Source organism: Paracoccus sp. T5 (genome assembly GCF_048538155.2).
Lineage (GTDB): Bacteria > Pseudomonadota > Alphaproteobacteria > Rhodobacterales > Rhodobacteraceae > Paracoccus.
Genome location: NZ_CM135809.1, coordinates 2,211,575 through 2,232,834, shown reverse-complemented (window position 1 = coordinate 2,232,834; position 21,260 = coordinate 2,211,575). Strand labels below are relative to the sequence as shown.

Sequence of the window (21,260 nt, the reverse complement as noted above, 5' to 3'; positions counted from 1 at the left end):
AAGACCGGACCCGACATGAGCGATCCTGCCGACGACCTCCGCACCCTGCGCCTGTCCCGCTGCGGCGCCCGCGATCACGGCAGCACGCTTGGCCTGCGCGCGGGCGATCTGCTGGCGGGCGTCAACGGCGCGCGCTGGCAGGGCAGCCCCGCGGCGCTGTCGGCCCGCCTTGCCGCCGCGCCGGAGCCGCTGGTCCTGACCTTCCTGCGCGACGGGGCGCTGCTGTCCGTGCTGACCGATCGTGCCGACCTGGGCCCTTGGGACGAGGTGCCGGCGCCCGGCCCCGACATGCCAGCCGGTCCCGCCACGGTCGGCCTGTGCAACTGGGAGATCATGCGCCGCCCCGACGGCACGCATGACCTGTTCGCGCGCCGCCCGTCGCTGATGGCGCTGGTCGCGCCGGCGCTGTGGCTGGCGCGGATGCGGCTCTGGACCTGGTTCTTTACGCTGGTCACGGGCCTTGTCCTGGCGCTGCCCGGCGGGGCGCCGCTGATGTTCGCCGTCTGGATGGCGGCGGGCCTGCACCTGTGGCGCAGCGGCGACGGGCATCTGCGCACCGCCCGCCTGTCCGAAGGGTTCTATACCGCCGGCATCATCGCCGCCCGCAGCGAGGCCGAGGCCTGCCGCAGCTGGGCCGCGCTTGACCCCGGTGCGCAGTTCCGCTTTGACCGCCGCGCCTCGGCCGTGGCCGATCCGGCGCTGCAGAACGGCTGACGGCCCCTTCAGGACCCCGGCGCCGGATGCGCGGCCGCGGTGACGACCGCGCAGTTCGGCGGCGCGGCCTCAGCCCGTGCCGCGCACCAGTCGATGAAGGCCAGCCGTGCCCGGTCCTGCGCGGCGGGACGTTCGGCGGGCGGGATCATCGCCAGGCTGGCCTCGCGGGCGGGAACCGCGCCGGGCACGTCCAGCGCCGCGGCGATCGACTGCCAGGCATGGGCGGCGACCGGGTCCGGCGCGGACCTGACCGAGGCCGCGATGGCCGCCAGCGCCAGCATCGCCGCGCCGTCCCCGGATTGCGCGGCGGGCGTCAGTTCGGCCTCCGTTCTTGCGGCGATGGCGTCGCGCGTCTCCTGCGGCAGCGGGTCCATCAGCTTGCGGCGCAGGCCGCCGGCGCCGGTCAGGCCGGTCAGTTCCGCCTTCAGCGCCCAGAAGGCGGCCTCGGTGCTGTTCTGCGGCACGCCGCGTCCGGTGGCATAGAGCACCGCCAGGTTATAGGCCGCCTCGCCGTCGCCCGACCGGGCGAGGGAAAAGAACCCCGCCGCCGCTGCGCCGTAGCGCCCGGCATCCGCAGCCTCCAAGGCCTCCCGGAACGGGTCGGCCCGGGCCGAGGTCAGGGCGCCGCAGAGGGCCAGGGGCAGCAGCAGGGTCCGGCACCAGATCCGCATCATCGCCCCGCCACCATGACCAGTTGCAGGTACAGCAGTCGGCGGGCAGGCGTATGCGCCGTCCCGATATCCGAGACGATGACCATGGGCCGGGCCTGCCCCTCCTGCACGACCTCGATGCGGATCGTGGCAGGCAGCACGATGCGGTTGTCGGCCAGGGTCTTCAGCGGGTCGGCGGTGAAGGCCTGGCGAAACTCGCTGTCGATCCAGGCCAGCGCCAGCGCCCGCCCCAGGATGTCGGGCAGCAGCCGTTCCACGTCCTTGCGGTCCTGAAAGATCACCGGCCCCGAGGACAGGCGATAGTCGGTCTGGCGGGCATTGCGCTCCAGGGGTTCGGTGGTGCCGCTGGCCCGACCCGATCCGGTGCGCGCGGGCAGCCGGATGCGGGCCGGCACCAGGGCCAGGTCTTGTCGCTGCGACATCTTTCTCTCCGGTTGCGGCACGGGGTCCTCGAAGGGATGAGACGGCAGAAAAGGCCGCCGGTTTAGCCCCACCCGAAAGGATTGATGGCCTATCCGCAATGACAGATGCGTGATGTCCGTCAGTCATCCCTATGCCGGAGGTCCGGTTGTCGGAAAACCGACACTGCCGGAGAATGGCGGCAACCACGAAGGGACAAGGGACATTTCCATGACCACCCGCTTTGCACCGCCCGCCCTTGGCACCCTTCAGGATACCTCGGCGACAGCCCATCAGGACGCGCCCTTCACCCTGGCCGACCGGTTGATCCCCGGATCATCGGCGCCGATGCGGCAGGTCAAGCGGCTGGTGACGATGCTGGCGCCGGCAGACGGGCCGGTGCTGGTCACGGGCCAGAGCGGGTCGGGCAAGGAACTGGTGGCGCAGGCGCTGCACCGGCTGTCGGGCCGCAAGGGGCAGCTGGTCGCCGTCAACTGCGCGGCGCTGCCCGCCGAGCTGCTGGAGGGAGAGCTGTTCGGGTCGGAACGCGGCGCCTATACCGGCGCCGACCGCGCGCGGCCGGGCCTGATCGAGCAGGCCGAGGGCGGCACCCTGTTCCTGGACGAGATCGGCGACATGCCGCTTGGCTTGCAGGCCAAGCTGCTGCGGGTCCTGGAGACGCGCATGGTGCGCCGTCTGGGGGGTGCCGCGCCGGTGCGGATGGATTTCCGCGTGGTCGCGGCGACCCATCGCGACCTGGACCAGATGGTCGCGGAGGGGACCTTCCGCCAGGACCTCCTTTATCGGCTTTCGGTCTTTCCCGTGCAGATGCCGGCGCTGGCCCAGCATATCGCGGACCTGCCCGAGATCCTGGGATGCCTGCTGGATGACCTGGCCGTCGGCGCGCCGGGGCAGCCGATGCCCGAATTCGACGACAGCGCGATGCGCAGCCTGATGGCCCATGACTGGCCCGGCAATGTGCGCGAACTGCGCACCGTCGCGCAGCGCGCCTGCCTGCTGTTTCCCGGCCGGCGCGTCACCGCGCGCGAGGTCAAGGACAACCTGTTCAGCTTTGCCGTCGCCGATGACGGCGCGGGCCGCCCTTGGCCGCAGGCGCCGCATCCCGCGCAGGCCGGGCTGCCCGCCGCCGACCATTTCCGCGACAGCCTGGCGGCGGGCCTGTCGGACCTGGACCTGCGCTGCTATCTGCGCGACATCGAGGTGGCGCTGATCACCGCCGCGCTGGACCGCCACGATGGCTGCGTCAGCCGCGCCGCGCATTCGCTGCGCCTGCGCCGCACCACGCTGATCGAAAAGATGCGCAAATACGGCGTCGGCCGCGGCGCCTGAGGGCCGCGGCTGGCGGGGCGGATCAGCCGTCGCGCGCCCACATCTTCTGCAGGTTCTGGATATAATCGCCGGTGCTCTTCATCTGCGTGACGGCCTGTTCCATGGCCGCAAAGCGCGTCAGGTAGCGTTTTTCCACCACCGCCGCGCGCGCCTCCAGCGCCTCCATGCGCTCGGACGCGGTGCGGCTGGACCGGTCCAGGTCGCTCTCGCGCCGGCCGATGATGCCGGTGGACTCCTCGGCCCGGGCCAGCAGCGCGCCCAGGCTGCCCACCAGGCTGCGACCAAAGCGGAGGCTGCCATTCGTGACGCCCGGCTCTGCCAGCACGCTCAGGCCCTGCACCGGTCCTGCCAGCGCGATGAAGGCCCGCCGCCCATCGCCCAGGCCCAGGCCCATCATCGCATAGCCGCCCAGCTGCGCATTGCCCGCGCCATCGACCGAAAAGGTCAGATCGCCCGAGGTCAGTCCGGACGACACCTTGCCCTGCACCGACAATCCGTCCGTCAGGCTGCGCAACTGGTCGCCGAACAGCGCGTCGAAATCGCCGGCCCGGTCCCGGAAGGTCCGGTCGAAGGCCGGCGGGTCGAAACGGAAGAGGCCGTTCCGTTCCGTGGCGATCCCCAGATCCGCCAGGTGGATCGGGCGGTCCGCAAATCCGGAAAGCGGCGTCGCGATCAGCCGGCGCAGGTCCTGCTGCAAGGTCTCGATGCTGCGGTCGCCTGCCAGGTCGCCCGCGGGGGCGCCCGCGACCCCGCGCGACGTCAGCGATTGAAGCAGGCCCATCACGCCGTTCAGGCCATCCACCAGCGTCTGGATGTTCGTGCGTGCGGCCTGTTCGTCCCGTTCGACGGTCAGCGTCCCCGAGGTGACGGCCGACAGCGTGACCTCGACCCCCGGCATGATGTCGCGGATGACGTTGGTGGGACGCGACACGGCGATGCCGTCCACCAGCACGCGGGCATCCGCCGCGGCCTGCACCTGGCGCTGCGCGTTGCTTGCGCTGGTGTCGAAGGCCGACAGGTCGATCCCGCCGCCGCCCGTGCCGGCCGCGGCCAGGCGCAGCGCATTGTCGGCGCCCGTCTCGCTGACGATGCCCAGGGAGACGGTGCCGTCGCCCTTGTCCAGGACCCGCGCCGTGATGCCCGGCACCGCGCTGAGGATGCCCGCCAGCCCCTCCAGCGTGGTGCCGGGGGGGATCGTCAGGGACTGTGCCGGGCGGGCGGCGTCGGGGGTGAAGCCCGCGCCGTCGCCGGCCCATCGGCCGAATTCCAGGCCCAGGGCGCCGGCATCGACCGGGGCCTTGCCCGAGGCGAAGCCTGCGAATTCCAGCACCTGCCGCGCGGCCAGCGACTGCACCTGCAGGGGCACGCTGTCGGGACGCAGCAGGTTGCGGTCGGTCACCTTGGGCATCATCGCCGCCGTGGTCGTGGCCACGATCAGGACCGGGTTCGTCGCCGTCTGCGCCAGCGCGCCGTTCAGGGCCTGGAACTGGGCGCGGACCTGGGCCAGGGCCGACAGCTTGACGTTGTCCTTCTGGATCTGCGACTTGAGGACTTCCAGGCGCGGCGCGGTCTCGGCGGTGGTCAGCGTCTGCGCCAGTTCCCGCAGGTTCAGGCCCGAGCCGTTCTTGTTGAGTGCCGACAGAAGATCGCTGCTCATGTCATCCTCCTTCTCACAGGGACTGAACGGACGGGTGGGGGGCGGTTTTAGCGGCCAGTCCCGTCACGGCGCGAAATCGAAGACGATTTCGATGCGGCGGTTCTGGCTGCGGCCCTCCTCGCTGGCATTGTCGGCGACGGGTTCGGCCTCGCCCTTGCTGATCGCGGAAAGGCGCGCGGGGTCCACCTGCGAGCCCAGTTCCCGCACCACGGCCGAGGCGCGGGCGGCCGCCAGGCCCCAGTTGTCCACGAAGGGTCCCCCGGTCAGGGGCACGCTGTCGGTATGGCCGGTGACGGTGATCTGGCCCTCATCCCCGGCCGAGGCCATGGCGATGCGCGACATGATCTCGCGCGCCTCGGCCGTCAGGTCGGCCGATCCCGACCCGAAGGCGCCGCCGGCGCCGACGGTCACGATGACCTTGTCGTTTTCCTGCTGCACATCGACCAGCCCCTGGCCCTCGACCTCTTGCAGGGCGACCTTCAGGCGCGCCTCGGCGATGGCAGCCTTCTGCTCGCTGTTGCTGCCGGCCTCGCCGGAGGCGGCCTGTTCGCCCCCGGTGCCGCCCGCCGGTCCCTCGGCCGCGCCGCCGCCCGATCCGGCCTGCTGCGCCTCGGCGATGTCGCGGGCAGCCTCGGCCATGGCCTGCGCCAGGGCCTGCGCGCCGGCACCTTCGGGCAGGCGCATCGTCACCGTGCCGCCTTCGCCGCTGACCGTCACCTCGCCATCGGCCAGCGCCTGTTCCAGCGCCTCGGTCAGCTTCTCCATCGCCTCCTCGGCCGGGGACTGGGGCGGGTTCTGGGCTGCGCTCTCCTGCGGCTCGGGCACATCCTCGGGCGAGGGGGGCGTGCTGCTGGGCGGAGAGCTCATCTCGATGATGGTGGTGGCCTCGGGGTTGGGAAAGACCTCGATCATCTTGACGCCGAAATGGTCGCGCAGCGCGCCGGTCATCTTCTTGAACGACACCTCGTCGAAATTGGCAAAGGACAGGATCAGCACGAAGAAGGCCATCAGCAACGTCGCCATGTCGGCAAAGGTCGCCATCCAAGCCGGAGCGCCCACGGGCGGGCAGGCGGGGCAATCCTGTTCGTCCTCGTCGTCATCGGGCGAAGGGGCGGGCTGCAGCGGCAGCGCCTTGATCTTGGCCATGGTCGTTCCCCGTCAGGCTGCCGCGCGCATCTTTTCCTGGACCGGCGGGTCCAGGGCCGCCAGCAGCTGATCCTCGATCAGGCGGGGGCTTTCACCGCGCGCGATGCCGCGCAGCCCCTCCATGACCAGCGCCCGGTATTCCAGTTCGGCCGAGGTGCGGCCCTGCATCTTGGTCAGGATCGGGCCGAACAGCACGTTGGCGATCATCGCCCCGTAAAGCGTGGTCAGCAGCGCCACCGCCATCGCGGGCCCGATGGCCTTGACGTCGGACATGTTGCCCAGCATCAGCACCAGGCCGATCAGCGTGCCGATCATCCCCATGGCGGGGCCGATGTCGACCCAGGCCTTGATCACGCCCTGCACGCCCTCGTGGCGCGACTTCATCGCCTTGATCTCCTGCTTCAGCTGCTTGGTCAGCTTGGCCTCGTCGGCGCCGTCGACCAGCATCTGCAGGCCCTTCTCGAAGAACTTGTCGGGGACCGCCTGGCCCTCCAGCGCCATCATGCCGTCCTTGCGGGCCAGGGCGGACAGTTCGACCAGGCGCTGGACCAGCAGGTCGGTCTTGAGCGTCGAGGCCTTGAACATGCGCCCGATCGCCTTGAAGCTGGACATGTAGGGGCCCATCGCGGTGGTGGACAGGACGGCAAAGGCGGTGCCACCAAAGACGATCAGGATCGAGGGGACATCCAGGAACGGCCCCAGGCCGCCCGCAAAGATCATCGCCCCGAAGATCATGCCCATGGCCCCCAGGAAGCCCACCAGACCCGCAACATCCATCACCGCACTCCTTGCTGCCGCAGCCCCTTGCAGCAAGCTCTGTGCCAGAATCTGCGGGTCGGGCTAAACTTTCGCCGGAAACGCCGTTCATCTTGTCAGGCGCCGCGAGGCGCGTCGCTTGACCCAGGAGATGAACATGACCAGCATCAACACGAATATCGGCGCGCTGTCCGCTCAGGCGAACATGACCCGCGTCAACAACCAGCTGAACAACGCCATGACGCGCCTGTCGACGGGTCTGCGCATCAACGCCGCCAAGGACGACGCCGCGGGCATGGCCATCGGCGAAAAGATGACCTCGCAGATCATGGGCCTCAACCAGGCGGTCCGCAACGCCACCGACGGCAAGAACCTGATCGACACGACGGAATCGGCCCATGTCGAGGTGTCGAACATGATGCAGCGCCTGCGCGAACTGGCCGTGCAGTCGGCCAACGACACCAACACCTCGTCCGACCGCGGCAACATCGTGGGGGAAAGCCGCCAGCTGATCGCGGAGATCAACCGCGTGTCCGAAACCACCACCTTCAACGGCATGAAGGTCATGGACGGCACCTTCAGCGGCAAGCAGTTCCAGATCGGCGCCGACGCGAACACCACCGTCGCGATCAACGTCGAAAGCACCCGCGCCACCGAGATCGGCGCCTTCACGATGCGCTCGAACGTGAACGTCGTGCAGGACAGCGCCTCGGAAATCGCCGCCGGCACCAAGCTGGTCATCTCGGGCCATGCGGGTTCGGCCGAGGTCTCGCAGACCGCCGGCATGTCTGCCAAGGGCCTGGCCGCCGCGGTCAATGCCGAAACCTCGAAGACGGGCGTTTCGGCCAATGCGCGCACCGTGGCCAAGCTGTCGGGCCTGGCCGAGGGCCAGCTGACCTTCAGCCTGAACGGCTCGGCCATCGGGCCGGTCTCGATCTCGGAGGATGCCAGCGGCGCGCTGGACCTGCGCTCGCTGCGCGACGCGATCAACGCCAAGACCACCGAAAGCGGCGTCACCGCCAAGATGGGCACCAACAACACCGAGATCATCCTGACCGACTCGACCGGTGCCAACCTGAACATCTCGAACTTCGACTCCGATGACGGCGCAGGCGGCGACCTGACCCTGAACGTCGACGTGCTCAGCGCCGACGGGTCCGAGGCCGCCAATGCCAGCTTCACCAGCACCACCACGGTGACGGACGGCGAGAATGCCACGGTGACCGGGCAGGTGACGATGTCCTCGACAAAGGTCTTCTCGGTCCATTCCTCGGACATCACCGATGACGCGGCCTTCTTCGAAAGCTCGAACAACGCCAGCAAGCTGGAGAAGCTGGCCGAGATCGACCTGTCCACGGCCGAGGGCGCCGGCAAGGCGATCAACGTCATCGACGCGGCGCTGTCCAAGATCAGCCAGTCGCGGTCCGACCTGGGTGCCATCTCGAACCGGCTCGACTCGACCATCTCGAACCTGACCAACATCTCGACCTCGACCCAGGCCGCCAAGTCGCAGATCATGGACGCCGATTTCGCGGCGGAATCGACCAACCTGGCGCGGGGTCAGATCCTCAGCCAGGCAGCGACCGCGATGCTGGCCCAGGCCAATGCCTCCAAGCAGAACGTGATGAGTCTGCTGCGCGGCTGATGGTATCCTGACACATCCATTCGGAACCCTTGGCGCCTTTCGCGCCAAGGGTCTTTTGCTGCAACGGTTTTCTCGCCCCCTTCGGGCGATCGTTCGTCGGGTTTCCGACGTTTTAGTGCCGTCAAACGAAAATTTTGGAATCCGCGCGACAGGGTGCTGAAAGTGGTCTGGTCAAGGAGCCACGCCATGCAACTCAGCCATTCCCATTCGCTTGGACACCGCCAGTCGCTTGTGGTCAGCCAGCAGCTGCGCCAGGCCATCGTCCTGCTTCAGATGAGCAATCCCGAACTGCAGACCTTCATCGAGAGCCAGGCCGAGGAAAACCCCTTCGTCGAATTCGCCAACCGTCCCGCCGTCCTGAAGCCGGTGCCGATCCCGCAGGGCGTCGCCGGCGGACAGCGGGAGGACTGGGACCGCGTGGGCGCTCTGGCCGACACGCGCGCCGTGTCGATCTATACACATGTCGCCGGCCAGATCGGCGCCCTGGAGATGACCGAGGCCGAGATCGAGCTGGCCACCGTCTTCGTCGATGCGCTGGAGCCGTCGGGCTGGCTGGGCGCGACGCTGGACGACCTGGCACAGCGGGGCGGGGTGCCGCGGGCTCAGGCCCGGCAGATGTTGACCCGCCTGCAGGCGCTGGAACCGACCGGCATCTTCGCACGCAACCTGGCCGAATGCCTGCGCCTGCAGGCCGCCGAACGGGGACTGCTGTCGCCGCTGTTCGCCCGCGTGCTGGATCATCTGCCGCTGCTGGCCGCGGCCGACCTGAACGGGCTGGCGCGGATCTGCCAATGCACCATTCCCGACCTTCACGCGATCCTGCGCGACCTGCGCGGCCTGGACCCCAAGCCCGGCGCCCGTTTTGACACCACGTCCGATCCCGTGCGCGCGCCCGACCTGATCGTCAGCGCGGCCCCCGAAGGCGGCTGGCAGATCGAGCTGAACCGCTCGACCCTGCCGCGCGTGGTCATCCGGGAGCACGATGCCCGCCAGCTGGCCCCGGCCGAGGGTGCCGCCGCGCAGGTGCGCGATGAGGCCCGAACCTACGTGTCCGAGCGCCTGTCGGTGGCCCGCTGGCTGGCCCGCGCGGTCGAGCATCGCAACAGGACCGTCCTGCGCATCGGCGAGGAGATCCTGCGCCGCCAGGCCGGGTTCCTGGAACAGGGCCCCGAACACCTGCATCCGATGACGCTGAAGGAGATCGCCGCCGCGGCCGATGTCCATGAAAGCACCGTCAGCCGCGTCACGACCGGCATCCTGATGCTGACCCCGCACGGAGTGCTGCCGCTGAAGAAGTTCTTCACCGCGGCCCTGCCGACCCAGCACGAGACGGGCGGTTCGGCCGGGGCCGTGCGCCACCGCATCGGCCGGCTGATCCGCAGCGAAAGCGCGGCCCGCCCGCTGAGCGACGACCAGCTGGCCCGGCTGATGGCGGACGAGGGCATCACCGTCGCGCGCCGGACGGTTGCGAAATACCGAGAGCAGCTGAACATCCCGACCGCCTCGATCCGGCGGCGGCAGGCGATCCTGTCCGGCCGCAGCTGACGCCGAACGGGTGCAGCCGCTGACGCCCGGTGCAAAGGCGCGCCGGGCGCCATACCGTTCAGGGGGTCCCGGAACCCTCCGCGCCATCGTCGTCGCCCATCATGAACAGCGCGTTCATGGCCGCGGCGGCGTCGGCGGCGTCCATCGGGGCCGGCGCGGCGCCTGCCTTCTTGCGCTTGCGCGGCTTCCTGACCTCGACGGGCGCCTCCGCTTCGTCGGGCATCGGCGGCAGGTCCCGCGGCTCGGGTTCCTCATGCGGAGGTTCGGGTGCGGGTTCATCGGCCACGGTCGAAGGATTGGCCTCGGGCCAAGGCGCGTCGAAGTCGGAATTCCAGAAATCCGCGTCCGCCACGAAGGTGGAGGCGATTTCGGCTGGCGTTGCGGCTTCCTCGGGCTCGGGCGCGGCTTCACGGACGGGCTTGGCCGGCAGGGGCGGCACCGGTTCGGGTTCGGAGGCTGCGGCCAGCAGCTGGGCCGCATCCTCCAGCCGGATCGAGGTGATCACCGTCTTGGGCGGCCGTTTGGGGGCGGGGGGCGGCGCGATGACCACGGCGGGTTCAGGCGTCTCGACCGGCTCGGGCGGCGCCGGGGGCGGCACCAGGACCGGACGCGCGCCCTGCGACTGGCGCAGCAGCGCGATCCGCATCGCCAACAGGACGCGCCGCCGCGCCGGGGGATCGGCCGGGACCTGCGCCGGCAGCTGCTCCAGCAGGCCGGCCGCCTCTTCGGCCGTGCGGCCCTTCAGCCCCCGCGCCACCAGGGCCACCAGTTTTTCGGATGTTTTTGCCGTCATCGCCGCCGTCCTCCGCAATCTGGCATCGCGCTTGCAAGCATCGGGCCAAGGACCCGCACCATCGGAGGCAAAGAGATGACGATCGACCTTCGCGATCATATCGGTTTTCACGCAACTGCGCTGACCATCGGCGAGCGGCGGGCCGGACTGCTGGCCTCGAACATCGCCCAGGCCTCGACGCCCGGCTACAAGGCGCGCGACATCGACTTCGCGGCGGAACTGGCCCGGCAGGTGGGCGGCGCGGGCGTCCCCGCCACGACGCATGCGGGCCATATCAGCAGCGCGGCCAGCCCCGACAACGGCCCCGGCTGGCGCGTGCCGGTCAGCGCCTCGCTGGACGGCAACACCGTCGAGCCGGCGGTCGAGCAGGTGCAGTTCGCGGAAAACGCGCTGCGCCAGCAGGCCAGCCTGACCTTTCTCAACCGTCGCATATCCGGGCTGATGACAGCCATCCGGGGGGAATGATGAGCCAGATCAACAGCGTCTTCGACCTTGGCACACGCGCCCTGTCGGCGCAGATGCAGCGGCTGAACGCCACCGCGTCGAACCTGGCCAATGCCGGTACCGTCGCCGGCAGCGCCGAGGCGGCGTTCCGGCCGCTGCGCCCGGTCTTCGTCGTCGACGAGGGCGTGCCGGGCAGCGGCCTGTCGGCCCCGCGCGCCGAACGGATCGTGGCGCTGGACCGCGACCCCGCGCGCATGTTCCGCCCCGACCACCCGCAGGCCGATGCCGAAGGCTTCGTCTATGAATCGCCCGTCCAGGTCGAGGAGGAGATGGTCGAGATGCTGGAAGCCAGCCGCCATTACCAGAACACGCTCGAGGCGCTGTCGACCTTGCGCACGATGATGTCCCGCACGCTTGGCATGGGCCAGTGACGGCGGAGGAGGAGATGCAGATGACCCAGATCACCCCGCTGTCGGCCACGCCCGGACCACAGGCCAGCCCGCCGCCGCCGCGGAACGACAACTTGGGGCAGCAGGATTTCCTGCGCCTTCTGACCGCACAGCTGAAGAACCAGGACCCGCTGAAGCCGCTGGAGAACACCGAGTTCCTGGGCCAGATGGCGCAGTTCTCGACCGTGGCGGGGATCGACCGCATCAACGCAACGCTGGCGGGGCAGAATTCCGGCTCGCGCGACATGCGCATCTCGATGGCGGCGAACATGCTGGGGCATTCGGTCCTGGTGCCCGGCGCGGTCGCGCGCCCCGATGCCGACGGCGCGATCCGCGGCGCGGTCGAGCTGACCGAGCCGGTCGAGGCGCTGGCCATCACCTATGCCGACGCCCGCAGCGGAGAGATCCTGCACACCCAGAACCTGGGCGCCCAGGGCGCGGGGCTGGTGGGGTTCGAATGGGCCCAGCTGTCGGGCGAGCAGATCGCCGGCCGCATTCCCGTCCGGGTGTCGCTGAACGCCTCTCAGGCGGGCGTGGTGCGCAACCTCGATCCGCAGGTCTATGCCCGCGTCCTGTCCGCCCGCGCCTCCGGCGGCGGCGAGGATGTCACCCTGGAGGTCGAGGATTTCGGCGCGCTGAACACGCTCGAGATCCTGTCCTTCCGCTAACCCGTCCAGATCGCTGCAAGGAGCTTTCCCATGTCCATGAACACGGCCCTGTCCGGGCTTTCGGCGGCACAGACCGACATCGCCGCCACATCCCACAACATCGCGAACGTCGCGACCATCGGCTTTCGCGGCAGCCGCGCGGAATTCGCCGACATCTTCAACCAATCGCCCTATACCGTGTCGCGCACGACGACGGGCACGGGCACGCAGGTGACCCGCATCGCCCAGGACTTTGGCCAGGGCAGCATCGTGGGCACCGGGAACCGGCTGGACCTGGCGATCGAGGGGCCGGGTTTCTTTGCGCTGCGGCCCCAGGCCAATCCGCGTGGCGGTGCGCCCGAGACGCTCTATTCGCGCGCCGGCGCCTTCAGCATGTCGGCCGACGGCCGGATCGTGAACGCCTCGGGTCAGCAGCTGCTGGGCTGGCCGGTGGCCAGCGACGGGGGCGGCCTGTCGCAGACCGTGAACATGGCGGGCCCGCTGCAGATCCCGCTGCTGATGGGCGAACCGCGCGCGACATCGACCGTCGCGCTGGAGGTGCGCCTGCCCTCCGACCTGCAGATGGGCGGCGCCCAGGGGGCGGTGCCGCCGGCGGCCTTTGATCCCGCCGATGCGACCACCTGGGCGCACCGGACGCCGGTCCCGCTGTCGGATGCCGAAGGGCGCGCCATCGCGGGCGAGGCCTATTTCGTGCGCATGAGCAACCCGACGGCCGGGACGCCGGAAACCAGCTACCGGATGCATCTGGTGGTGGCGGGCATGGTGCTGGCGCCCCAGGATGCCGCCGCCACCCTGACCTTCGACGCCGAGGGCCAGCCGCTGGCCGGAACCCAGCCCTTTGCCTTTGCCGGCGAAACCGGGCCCATCGCGCTGGACCTGGCGCGGTCGCGGCTGACGGATGCCCCCTTCGAGGTGCGGTCGGCCAGCCATGACGGGCAGGCGCGCACCCAGCTGACCACGCTGGACATCGACAACGAGGGCACGATCTTTGCCAGCTATGGCAGCGACAACCGCATCGCCCAGGGCAAGCTGGCGCTGGTCAACTTTGCCAATCCGGGCGGGTTGCGGGTGATGGGCGGGGCGGCCTTCGCGGCGACGGCCGAATCCGGCGCGGCACTGGCCGGGTCGCCGGGCGATGCGGGCTTTGGGTCGCTGCGGTCAGGGGCGCTGGAAAAGGCCAATGTCGACCTGACCGAGGAACTGGTGAACCTGATCACGGCGCAGCGCAACTATCAGGCCAGCGCCAAGGCGATGGAAACATCGTCGGGGATGATGCAGACCATCCTGAACCTGCGGACCTGAGGCCGCCATGGACCGGCTTGTCCACACGGCGCTGAATTCGCTAGCCAACCTGCGCGACACGCGGATCGTCTCGGCGCAGAACCTGGCCAACCAGGCCGTGCCGGGCTTTCGGCGCGACCTGCAGAACGAAGGCTCGGCGCATTTCCTGCAGATGCTCCAGGCCGAAAGCGGGCGCGCGTTCCAGCTGGAACGCGGCCCGCACGGGTTCTCGCGCGCGCCGGGTCCGATGGACCAGACCGGCGATCCGATGGACCTGGCCATCGCGGACCGGGGGTTCTTTTACATCCTGCCCCCCGGCGGCGGCGAACCGGCGCTGACCCGGCGGGGCGACCTGCAGATGGGGCCCGGCGGCACGCTGGTCAATGGCGCCGGAGAGGCGATGCTGGGCGCCAACCTGCAGCCGATCGTGGTCCCGCCCTTTACCGAGATCGTCGTGGACGACCTGGGCCAGGTGGTCGTCACGCCGCAGGGCGGGGCGCCGGGCGAACGGGTGCAGGTGGGCGTCCTGGCGACGGTCGATCCCGACGACGCGATGGACCTGCGCAAGTCGCTGGACGGCCGCATCCGCATGGCCGACGGCAGCGACCTGCCGCCGCCCGACCAGCACCCCCGCGTGCTGCAGGGCATCCGCGAGGGCAGCAACGTGAACGCCACCGCCGAGCTGATCGATTCCATCGAGCTGCAACGCACCTTCGAGCTGAACCTGCGCATGATCCAGACCGCGCGCGAGGTCGACGAGGCCGGATCGGCGCTGTTGCGCCTGCCGGGCTAACGGGCGCAGCACAAGGCTGGCCCCGGCTGGCCCCAGGCTGGCACGCACCTTGCAGCATCCCTGTCTGAACGACGCCATCCCTTCCGAACCCGGCCACACGAGGTGCCCCCATGTCGACCAACGCGATGCATGTCGCCCGCACCGGGCTTGATGCGCAGCAGACCCGGATGCAGGTCATTGCCAACAACCTGGCCAACGTGAACACCACCGGGTTCAAGCGCGACCGCGCCAATTTCGAGACGCTTCTGTATCAGACCTACCGGCCGGGCGGGGCGCAGACCTCGGAAAACACCGCGCTGACGGGGCCATTGGCCGTGGGGACCGGGGTGCGGGTGGTGGCCACCGAAAAGGTCCATACCCAGGGCGGGCTGACGACGACCGGCAACGCCTTTGACGTGGCCATCGACGGGCAGGGGTTCCTGCAGATCCTGATGCCCGACGGGCGGATCGGCTATAGCCGCGACGGCAGCCTGTCCCGCAACGCCGAGGGCCTGCTGACCAATGACAGCGGCTATGTCCTGCAGCCCGAGATCGTGGTGCCCGAGGGCACGCAGTCGCTGGTCATCTCCAGCGACGGGATCGTGACGGCGAACCTGCCCGGCGAGGTCGAGGCTCAGGAGGTCGGCCAGATCACCCTGGCGCTGTTTCCCAACCCCCGCGGCCTGAGCCCGGTGGGCGAGAACCTTCTGGTGGAAACTCCGGCATCGGGGGCCCCCGCGGTCGGCGCACCGCTGGCCGATGGCGCCGGCAAGCTGGTCCAGGGCGCGCTGGAGGCGTCGAACGTCAACGTGGTGCAGGAGCTGGTCGACATGATCGAGACGCAGCGCGCCTATGAAATCAGCTCGCGCTCGATCTCGGCCTCGGACGAGATGCTGCGCTATCTCACCAACAAGTTGTGATGACCATGAAACGCCTTGCCCTGACCCTTGTCCTGCCGCTCTGCGCCTGCGCCACCTATGTCGAGGACCGCGCCGGCGCCAATTACGAACCCGTCTATGTCGAGGCGCCGGAGCCCTCTGCCGTGCCGACCGGGTCGATCTATTACCAGGGCACGCGGGGGCTGTTCGCCAGCGACCGCCGCGCCTCAGGCATCGGCGACGTGCTGACCGTCCAGTTCATCGAGCGGTTCCAGGCCAGCAAGTCGCAATCCGCCAATGCCGGCCGTTCCGCGTCGATGGAGATGGAGCTGCCGTCGCTGCTGGTGGGCGACTTCGACAGCGGCAGGCTGGGCGGGTCGACCGCCGAGAGTTTTTCGGGGCGCGGCGGCGCGGCGCAGTCGAATTCCTTCACCGGCCGCCTGTCGGTCTCCGTGGTTCGGGTGCTGGCCAACGGGCACCTGGAGATCATGGGCCAGAAGCGGCTGACCCTGAACAACGGCAACGAATATGTCCGCCTGACCGGCGTCGTCCGCCCCGAGGATATCAGCGCCGACAACGTCGTCATGTCCGACCGCATCGCCCATGCCGACATCCGCTATCTGGGGGCCGGTGACACCGCCGACACGGCGCGCCGCGGCTGGCTTGGCCGGGCCGTGACCACGGTGAACCCGCTGTGATCGCCCGGGTCCTTCTTGCCCTGGTCCTGGCGTTCGGGCCGACCGTTGCCCAGGCCGACCGCCTGAAGGACCTGGCAGCGGTCGCCGGGGTGCGTGCCAACCAGCTGGTCGGATACGGCATCGTCGTGGGCCTGGCCGGCACAGGCGACGGCAATTCCGGCCTGACGCTGCAATCGCTGGAATCGATGATCTCGCGCCTGGGTCTGCAGGTCAGCGCGCGCGACCTGAACGCCCGAAACACCGCCGCCGTCATGGTCACCGCCCAACTGGGCCCCTTCCTCAAGGAGGGGCAGACGCTGGATGTCACCGTCTCGACCGTGGGGCAGTCCAAGTCGCTGAAGGGCGGGACCCTGATGATGACGCCGCTGATGGGTGCCGATGGCGAGATCTATGCCATCGCGCAGGGCAACCTGGTGGTCGGCGGCCTGGGGGTCGAAGGCGCGGACGGATCATCCCTGACGGTCAACATCCCGACCGTCGGACGCATCCCCGGCGGCGCCACGGTCGAGCGGATGGTGGAAAGCCCCTTCCTGAACACCGACTACCTGGTTCTGAACCTGCACCGGCCCGATTTCTCGACCGCGGCGGCGGTGGCCAAGGCGATCGACGACACCTTCGGGGCGGGCACGGCGATCGCGGTGGACGGTGCCTCGATCAGCGTCTATGCGCCCGCCGACCCCGGCCAGCGCGTGGCCTTTGCGGGCATGCTGGAAAACATCGACGTGACGCCCGACGCGCCCAAGGCCCGGGTGGCGGTCAATTCCCGCACCGGCACCGTGGTCATCGGCGGCAATGTCCGCGTCTCGCCCGCCGCCGTCACCCATGGATCGCTGACCGTGCGGGTGACCGAGGACATCAATGTCAGCCGCGGCACGACCGTCGTCACCGGAGAGGACGGCGCCGTCGCCGTGCCGGGCGAAGCCGTCATAACCCCCGACAGCACCATTTCGGCCGACCAGGAACCGGCCCGCGCCTTCGTCTTCGATCCGGGCGTGTCGCTTTCCAGCCTGGTCGACGCGATCAACGCGGTCGGCGTCAGCCCGGCGGACCTGGTCGCCATCCTGGACGCCCTGCGCGAAGCCGGGGCGCTGCGCGCCGAACTGGTCATCATCTGAGGTCGACATGCAGATCCTGCCCGCCACGGCGCTTGCCGTCGTTCCCCCAGCCCAAACGTCGCGCCCCGGCGCCGCCGAGATCGCCAAGGCCGCCAGCGGGTTCGAGGCGCTGTTTCTGGACACGCTGCTGAAGGGCGCAAGGGCGGGCCTGCCCGGAGACGACCTGACCGGCGGTTCGGCCGTCAGTTCCGCCCAGCAGATGCTGGACACGCAGCTGTCGCAAAGCGCCGCCTCCGCCGCCGGCTTCGGCATTGCCGAGGCCATCGCCCGCCAGTTCTCCAAGGGTGGCGTCGGCGAATGAGCAACATCCTGGACATCGGCCGCAGCGGCATCCTGGCCTATCGGACAGCGCTGGCCACCACGGCCGAGAACATCGCCAACGTCCATACCGAGGGCTATCGCCGCCGCGACGTGGCAACGGTCAGCGCGACGGGCGCGCAAAGCACGCCGACGACGCTGCCGACGGGCGGGCAGGGGGTCACCACCGCCGATGTGCGGCGCGCCTTCGATGCGCTGGTGGCGGACCGGGCGCGGCGTGCCAGTGGTGGCCAGGCCGCGGCCGAGGCGCATCTGTCCGGCGCGCAGGCGATCGAGACGCTGATGATCCCCGGCGACGACGGCATCGACGGGACGCTGCGGAATTTCTTTGATTCCCTGTCGCGCCTGGCCGCCAGCCCCACCGACGCCACGACGCGCACGCTGGTCCTGCAACAGGGGCAGGCGTTGACCACCTCCGTCTCGGGCCTCGCGCGCGAGATGGAGGTGCTGCGCCGCGACATCCTGGGTGAAAGCGCCGAACAGGTCCGCAACGCGCAGCGCATGCTGGAGGGGCTGGCGCAGCTGTCGCGCCCCCTGTCCGAGATGCCGCAGGGCGACAGCGGCGGCCATTCCCTGGCCGACCGCCGCGACGCGCTTCTGGACCAGCTGGCGCGTATCCTGCCCATTTCGGTCACGCTGAACGGGTCGGGACAGGCGCTGGTGCGCCTTGGCGGAGAAACCGGCCCGGTGCTGCTGGACCGGGGCAGGACGGCCAACCTGTCGGTCTCGGCGCCCGACCTGCTGACGCTGCATGTGGATGCCGCCGACGGCACCACGCATCAGACGCGGCTGCTGCCGTCAGGCAGCCTGGGCGGCATGTCGCGGGCGATGGGCGCGCTGGACATGGCGCGGTCCGAACTGGACGCCTTCGCGCGCGAGATGACCAGCGCCATGAACCGGGTCCATCGCGGCGGCGTCGATCTGCGCGGATTGCCGGGGGGCGACCTGTTTGCCATCGACGGCTGGCGCGCGCAGCCCGCGGCGTCGAATGCCGGGCGGGTGCAGGTCACGCTGACCAACCTGTCGGCTGCGGCGGCACGGTTGCCGATCGAGCTGGTCTTTGACGGGGCCGAAGGGCTTTGGCGCGCGCGGGACGCGGCCGGGGCCGAGTTGGGCCGCGGGCGCGACCAGCTGCTGCTGGACGGGGTGCTGGTCGATCTGGCGGGCACTGCCCGCGACGGCGACCGCATTGCGCTGACGCCGGTGACGGGACGGGCCGCCGATCTGCGCCTGGCGCTGACCGATCCTGCCGCGCTGGCGGCCGCATCCGCATTCGCCAGCGCGGCGGCGCCCTCCAATCTAGGCTCGGCCAGCCTGACCGCGACCTTCGTGCCGGCCCCTGCGGCGCAGATCCCGGCCCTGGGACCGCTTCTGGACCCGGCGGGGGTTGATCTGCTGGGTGGCGTGGTGGGGCTGGTTCCGACGGGCACCCAGGTTCTGCGGCTGGCAAGCCTGGGGCAGCCCGCATCCTCCTCGGTGGGGCCGGTGGCCGGGGCCGGGGTGCTGGAGGTCGATGGCGCTGTCTTTGACCTGACGGATATTGCGGACGCTGCCGCGATCTCGGGCGCCTTGACGGATGGGCGGCTGCGGACCGGCGACGGGCGCAGTCTGTCGCAGATGGGGATGGTGGCCCTTGCGGACGGGGATCTGCTGGTGCTGACGCGCCCCGGGAACGACCAGCCGCCGCAGGTCCGCCTGACAGGCCCCGCGGGCAGCATCGACGGCGTGCCGACCCAAGGTGCCGCGCCGGGGGGCACGGTCCAAATCCTCACCCGCAACGGCCGCCACATCGCCGGCAGCCCCCTGACCCCGGCCGAGGCGACGGCGCTGCTGACGGCCCGCAACGGGTTCCTGCCGGATGCGGTCTATGATCCGACGCCGCTGACCTCGGCCGGGACGGAAGGCTATCGCGGCGTCGAACTGGGCGGTCTTGGAACCTCGGCGCAGCATGGCGCGGTGCTGGGTGGTGCGGGCACCCGGTTCGGGGCGGCGCTGCCCCTGCCGCCCGTGCCGGCGCGCAGCCTGACCCTGATCGACGCCTCCGGGGCGGCGGCGGATCTGACCCTGCCGGAAGGGGCCAGCGCCGCGCAGGTCGCGGGGCGGATGCAGGCGCTGATCCCCGGACTGTCGGCGCAGGCCTCGACCGCGCTGGAGCTGTCGGGTTTTCAGGCAGGTCCCGTCAGCTTTGAACTGGCGGGGCTCAACGGCACGCCGCTGCGGATTTCGGCCAGGCTGGCCGGACCCGATGCCGCGCCCCTGGCGCAGGCCGTCAACGCACTTGGCATCGCGACCGGCATCCGGGCCGAACTGTCGCCCGACGGCAGCCGCCTGCTGCTGGTCCAGGACGGGGGCCATGACATCGGCCTTTTGGCCCTGACGGGCGGAGCGCTGTCGGTGGCGGGCGCGACGGCTGCGGGCGCGCGGCTGTCGGCGCCTGCGGAGTGGGCTGCGGGCAGCGCGTTGCGGCAGTCGGGGCAGGTCAGCCTGGCCCATCTGGCAGGATTCCAGCTGACCGAGGGGCCGAGTACGATTTCGGCCGCGCCGGCCACCGGCGGGCTGGTGGCCGTCAGCACCAGTGCGGCGGGCGCGGCCGTGCGCCTGACCTTTGCCGATGTTCCGGCGCTGGCGCAGGGGGGCATCCTGCATCGCGTCAGCCTGAACGGCATCGATGCCCAGGCCGCCTTCGCGCCCGGAACCTCGGCGCAGGAGATGGCCGTCGGCCTGGCGCGGCTGCTGCGGGCCGGTGCGCCCGAGGCGGTGGTGACCGGCCGCGCGCTGGCCCGCCTGCCGCCCGATGGGGCGACCCTGTCGCTGCGCCTGGACGGCGGCGATTACACCCTGCGGATGGAGCGGGGCGCCCCGGTCATCTCGGGACCCGAGCCTGATCGCATCACCGCGCGGTTCGACGCCCAGAACCGGCTGGTGCTGCGCGCGGCGGGGGCCGGCGGGGGCATCGGCACGCCAGCCTCGCCCGCCTTCGGGCTGGGGCTGGGCGAGGGGCGCCTGACGCTGACCGGCCAGCCGACCGACGGGGCGATGCTGCCGGCCGATCTGCCGGTGACGGTGGGCGGTGCGACGCATGTGCTGCGCCTGCTGGCCGATGGTTCGGTCCAGGCGCCCGCCGAATTTCCGGGCCTTGCGACGCGGGATGGCGCGACAGGCGCGCTGTTGCTGGAATTCGCGGCCCCCGCCAGTGGCCTTCAGATCGCCACGGTTCCGGCTGCGGGCTTTGGCGGGCCGGGTGCGGCCGTGCGGGCCGAGGATGGCCGCCTGATCCTGGCCGGGCCCGGCGCGGCGCTGGACCTGGCGGTCGAGACGCGGGGCAGCCTGGCCCGGCAGATCGACCTGCGCAACCTGCCGCCCGAGGATCTGGTCGTGGCCATGACCGGTCAGGGCACGCTGCGGCTGGCGGGCGACCTGACCGCGGGCGCCGCGCCCGCACATCCCGGCGCGCTGGAGGTGATGGTCGCCGATGCCGCGACGGGCCGGCTGGTGCTGCGCGACAGCCTGACGCGCCATGTCGTGGCCGAGGGCCGCATGGATGCGGCCGGGCGCGGCCAGTTCGGCGGGCTGACCGTGCAGTTCGGCGGCCAACCCCAGAGCGGCGACCGCTTCTCGATTCTGCCTGCGGGCGCGGCATCGGGCAATGGCGATACGGCGCGGGCCATGGCGCGGCTGCAGGTCGGGGACGCCGCCAGCGGCACGCCGGGCCTGGGCGACCGGCTGTCGCGGCTGCAGGCCGATACGGGTCTGCGCGTCGCGGCGGCGCGGCGCAGCCTGGCCACCGCCGATGCCACGGCCGAGGCGGCGGAGCGGGCGCAGGCGGCGATCGGCGCCGTGAACCTGGATGCCGAGGCCGCGCGCCTGGTGGAATTGCAGCAGGCCTACCAGGCATCGGCTCAGGCGGTCACGATCGCCCGCGAGCTGTTCGACACCATCCTGCGCATGTTCTGAGCGGAGA

General features: G+C 70.5%; 20 protein-coding genes. 14 read left to right on the top strand and 6 right to left on the bottom strand.

What is annotated here, in order from left to right; all coding sequences use genetic code 11:
• Positions 1 to 15 precede the first annotated feature (15 nt).
• The gene (locus ACNR9W_RS11020) at positions 16 to 714 is read left to right on the top strand and encodes a hypothetical protein (RefSeq protein ID WP_419267266.1); all 699 of its coding nucleotides are present in this window, start codon (positions 16 to 18) and stop codon (positions 712 to 714) included.
• An 8-nt stretch (positions 715 to 722) separates the two neighbouring features.
• On the opposite strand, the gene ACNR9W_RS11015 is transcribed toward ACNR9W_RS11020, so the two are convergent.
• A complete protein-coding gene (locus tag ACNR9W_RS11015) occupies positions 723 to 1,388 on the bottom strand; it encodes an SEL1-like repeat protein (protein ID WP_419267267.1) in 666 nt (221 codons plus the stop codon).
• A complete protein-coding gene (locus ACNR9W_RS11010; RefSeq protein WP_419267268.1) occupies positions 1,385 to 1,807 on the bottom strand; it encodes a hypothetical protein in 423 nt (140 codons plus the stop codon). The genes ACNR9W_RS11015 and ACNR9W_RS11010 overlap by 4 nt, the downstream gene beginning before the upstream one ends.
• Positions 1,808 to 2,015: 208 nt before the next feature.
• Between ACNR9W_RS11010 and ACNR9W_RS11005 the strand changes: the two genes are divergently transcribed.
• Positions 2,016 to 3,134, top strand: coding sequence for a sigma-54 interaction domain-containing protein (locus tag ACNR9W_RS11005; RefSeq protein WP_419267269.1), 1,119 nt, complete (start codon positions 2,016 to 2,018; stop codon positions 3,132 to 3,134).
• Between the two features lie 22 nt (positions 3,135 to 3,156).
• Here the strand turns inward: ACNR9W_RS11005 and fliD are convergent, their stop codons facing one another.
• The 3 genes from fliD to ACNR9W_RS10990 all read right to left on the bottom strand — a co-directional run bounded on the left by fliD (position 3,157) and on the right by ACNR9W_RS10990 (position 6,714).
• Complete coding sequence (gene fliD / locus ACNR9W_RS11000) at positions 3,157 to 4,791, bottom strand: flagellar filament capping protein FliD (RefSeq protein ID WP_419267270.1); 1,635 nt, start codon at positions 4,789 to 4,791, stop codon at positions 3,157 to 3,159.
• A 63-nt stretch (positions 4,792 to 4,854) separates the two neighbouring features.
• Complete coding sequence (locus ACNR9W_RS10995) at positions 4,855 to 5,937, bottom strand: OmpA family protein (protein WP_419267272.1); 1,083 nt, start codon at positions 5,935 to 5,937, stop codon at positions 4,855 to 4,857.
• A 12-nt stretch (positions 5,938 to 5,949) separates the two neighbouring features.
• Positions 5,950 to 6,714, bottom strand: coding sequence for a motility protein A (locus ACNR9W_RS10990; RefSeq protein WP_419267273.1), 765 nt, complete (start codon positions 6,712 to 6,714; stop codon positions 5,950 to 5,952).
• A gap of 136 nt (positions 6,715 to 6,850) precedes the next feature.
• On the opposite strand from ACNR9W_RS10990, the gene ACNR9W_RS10985 reads away from it, so the two are divergent.
• Together ACNR9W_RS10985 and rpoN are read left to right on the top strand one after the other, a co-directional pair.
• Positions 6,851 to 8,338: a flagellin N-terminal helical domain-containing protein gene (locus ACNR9W_RS10985; RefSeq protein WP_419267274.1), complete on the top strand. Its 1,488-nt coding sequence runs from the start codon at positions 6,851 to 6,853 to the stop codon at positions 8,336 to 8,338.
• A 186-nt stretch (positions 8,339 to 8,524) separates the two neighbouring features.
• The gene (gene rpoN / locus ACNR9W_RS10980) at positions 8,525 to 9,883 is read left to right on the top strand and encodes an RNA polymerase factor sigma-54 (RefSeq protein WP_419267275.1); all 1,359 of its coding nucleotides are present in this window, start codon (positions 8,525 to 8,527) and stop codon (positions 9,881 to 9,883) included.
• A 58-nt stretch (positions 9,884 to 9,941) separates the two neighbouring features.
• On the opposite strand, the gene ACNR9W_RS10975 is transcribed toward rpoN, so the two are convergent.
• Complete coding sequence (locus ACNR9W_RS10975; protein ID WP_419267276.1) at positions 9,942 to 10,676, bottom strand: hypothetical protein; 735 nt, start codon at positions 10,674 to 10,676, stop codon at positions 9,942 to 9,944.
• Between the two features lie 75 nt (positions 10,677 to 10,751).
• Here ACNR9W_RS10975 and flgB point away from each other — a divergent pair, with 75 nt between their 5' ends.
• From flgB to ACNR9W_RS10925, 10 genes are all read left to right on the top strand, one after another.
• Entirely contained in the window at positions 10,752 to 11,141 is a 390-nt protein-coding gene (flgB, locus tag ACNR9W_RS10970) for a flagellar basal body rod protein FlgB (protein WP_419267277.1), read from the top strand.
• Positions 11,141 to 11,551, top strand: a complete 411-nt coding sequence (gene flgC, locus ACNR9W_RS10965) for a flagellar basal body rod protein FlgC (RefSeq protein ID WP_419267278.1) — start codon at positions 11,141 to 11,143, stop codon at positions 11,549 to 11,551. The genes flgB and flgC overlap by 1 nt, the downstream gene beginning before the upstream one ends.
• 20 nt (positions 11,552 to 11,571) lie before the next feature.
• Positions 11,572 to 12,237: a flagellar hook assembly protein FlgD gene (locus ACNR9W_RS10960; RefSeq protein WP_419267279.1), complete on the top strand. Its 666-nt coding sequence runs from the start codon at positions 11,572 to 11,574 to the stop codon at positions 12,235 to 12,237.
• 30 nt (positions 12,238 to 12,267) lie between these two features.
• Positions 12,268 to 13,539, top strand: coding sequence for a flagellar hook protein FlgE (locus ACNR9W_RS10955; RefSeq protein WP_419267280.1), 1,272 nt, complete (start codon positions 12,268 to 12,270; stop codon positions 13,537 to 13,539).
• Between the two features lie 7 nt (positions 13,540 to 13,546).
• Positions 13,547 to 14,311: a flagellar basal body rod C-terminal domain-containing protein gene (locus ACNR9W_RS10950; RefSeq protein WP_419267281.1), complete on the top strand. Its 765-nt coding sequence runs from the start codon at positions 13,547 to 13,549 to the stop codon at positions 14,309 to 14,311.
• A 110-nt stretch (positions 14,312 to 14,421) separates the two neighbouring features.
• Complete coding sequence (gene flgG, locus ACNR9W_RS10945) at positions 14,422 to 15,210, top strand: flagellar basal-body rod protein FlgG (protein WP_419267282.1); 789 nt, start codon at positions 14,422 to 14,424, stop codon at positions 15,208 to 15,210.
• A 5-nt stretch (positions 15,211 to 15,215) separates the two neighbouring features.
• Entirely contained in the window at positions 15,216 to 15,866 is a 651-nt protein-coding gene (locus tag ACNR9W_RS10940; RefSeq protein ID WP_419267283.1) for a flagellar basal body L-ring protein FlgH, read from the top strand.
• Positions 15,863 to 16,981, top strand: a complete 1,119-nt coding sequence (locus ACNR9W_RS10935; protein ID WP_419267285.1) for a flagellar basal body P-ring protein FlgI — start codon at positions 15,863 to 15,865, stop codon at positions 16,979 to 16,981. Before ACNR9W_RS10940 ends, ACNR9W_RS10935 begins: the two co-directional genes overlap by 4 nt.
• 7 nt (positions 16,982 to 16,988) lie before the next feature.
• Positions 16,989 to 17,282, top strand: a complete 294-nt coding sequence (locus tag ACNR9W_RS10930) for a rod-binding protein (protein ID WP_419267286.1) — start codon at positions 16,989 to 16,991, stop codon at positions 17,280 to 17,282.
• Complete coding sequence (locus ACNR9W_RS10925; protein ID WP_419267287.1) at positions 17,279 to 21,253, top strand: FlgK family flagellar hook-associated protein; 3,975 nt, start codon at positions 17,279 to 17,281, stop codon at positions 21,251 to 21,253. The genes ACNR9W_RS10930 and ACNR9W_RS10925 overlap by 4 nt, the downstream gene beginning before the upstream one ends.
• Positions 21,254 to 21,260 lie beyond the last annotated feature (7 nt).

Excerpts from the sequence above, each read along its gene's own strand:
- ACNR9W_RS10955 (WP_419267280.1), top strand. The coding sequence starts at position 12,268 with ATGTCCATGAACACGGCCCTGTCCGGGCTTTCGGCGGCACAGACCGAC.
- ACNR9W_RS10930 (WP_419267286.1), top strand. The coding sequence starts at position 16,989 with ATGCAGATCCTGCCCGCCACGGCGCTTGCCGTCGTTCCCCCAGCCCAA.
- ACNR9W_RS10975 (WP_419267276.1), bottom strand. The coding sequence starts at position 10,676 with ATGACGGCAAAAACATCCGAAAAACTGGTGGCCCTGGTGGCGCGGGGG.
- ACNR9W_RS10925 (WP_419267287.1), top strand. The coding sequence starts at position 17,279 with ATGAGCAACATCCTGGACATCGGCCGCAGCGGCATCCTGGCCTATCGG.
- flgG (WP_419267282.1), top strand. The coding sequence starts at position 14,422 with ATGTCGACCAACGCGATGCATGTCGCCCGCACCGGGCTTGATGCGCAG.
- fliD (WP_419267270.1), bottom strand. The coding sequence starts at position 4,791 with ATGAGCAGCGATCTTCTGTCGGCACTCAACAAGAACGGCTCGGGCCTG.
- ACNR9W_RS11005 (WP_419267269.1), top strand. The coding sequence starts at position 2,016 with ATGACCACCCGCTTTGCACCGCCCGCCCTTGGCACCCTTCAGGATACC.
- ACNR9W_RS11010 (WP_419267268.1), bottom strand. The coding sequence starts at position 1,807 with ATGTCGCAGCGACAAGACCTGGCCCTGGTGCCGGCCCGCATCCGGCTG.
- flgB (WP_419267277.1), top strand. The coding sequence starts at position 10,752 with ATGACGATCGACCTTCGCGATCATATCGGTTTTCACGCAACTGCGCTG.
- ACNR9W_RS11020 (WP_419267266.1), top strand. The coding sequence starts at position 16 with ATGAGCGATCCTGCCGACGACCTCCGCACCCTGCGCCTGTCCCGCTGC.
- ACNR9W_RS11015 (WP_419267267.1), bottom strand. The coding sequence starts at position 1,388 with ATGATGCGGATCTGGTGCCGGACCCTGCTGCTGCCCCTGGCCCTCTGC.
- ACNR9W_RS10995 (WP_419267272.1), bottom strand. The coding sequence starts at position 5,937 with ATGGCCAAGATCAAGGCGCTGCCGCTGCAGCCCGCCCCTTCGCCCGAT.
- rpoN (WP_419267275.1), top strand. The coding sequence starts at position 8,525 with ATGCAACTCAGCCATTCCCATTCGCTTGGACACCGCCAGTCGCTTGTG.
- ACNR9W_RS10940 (WP_419267283.1), top strand. The coding sequence starts at position 15,216 with ATGAAACGCCTTGCCCTGACCCTTGTCCTGCCGCTCTGCGCCTGCGCC.
- ACNR9W_RS10985 (WP_419267274.1), top strand. The coding sequence starts at position 6,851 with ATGACCAGCATCAACACGAATATCGGCGCGCTGTCCGCTCAGGCGAAC.
- ACNR9W_RS10960 (WP_419267279.1), top strand. The coding sequence starts at position 11,572 with ATGACCCAGATCACCCCGCTGTCGGCCACGCCCGGACCACAGGCCAGC.
- ACNR9W_RS10990 (WP_419267273.1), bottom strand. The coding sequence starts at position 6,714 with ATGGATGTTGCGGGTCTGGTGGGCTTCCTGGGGGCCATGGGCATGATC.
- flgC (WP_419267278.1), top strand. The coding sequence starts at position 11,141 with ATGAGCCAGATCAACAGCGTCTTCGACCTTGGCACACGCGCCCTGTCG.
- ACNR9W_RS10950 (WP_419267281.1), top strand. The coding sequence starts at position 13,547 with ATGGACCGGCTTGTCCACACGGCGCTGAATTCGCTAGCCAACCTGCGC.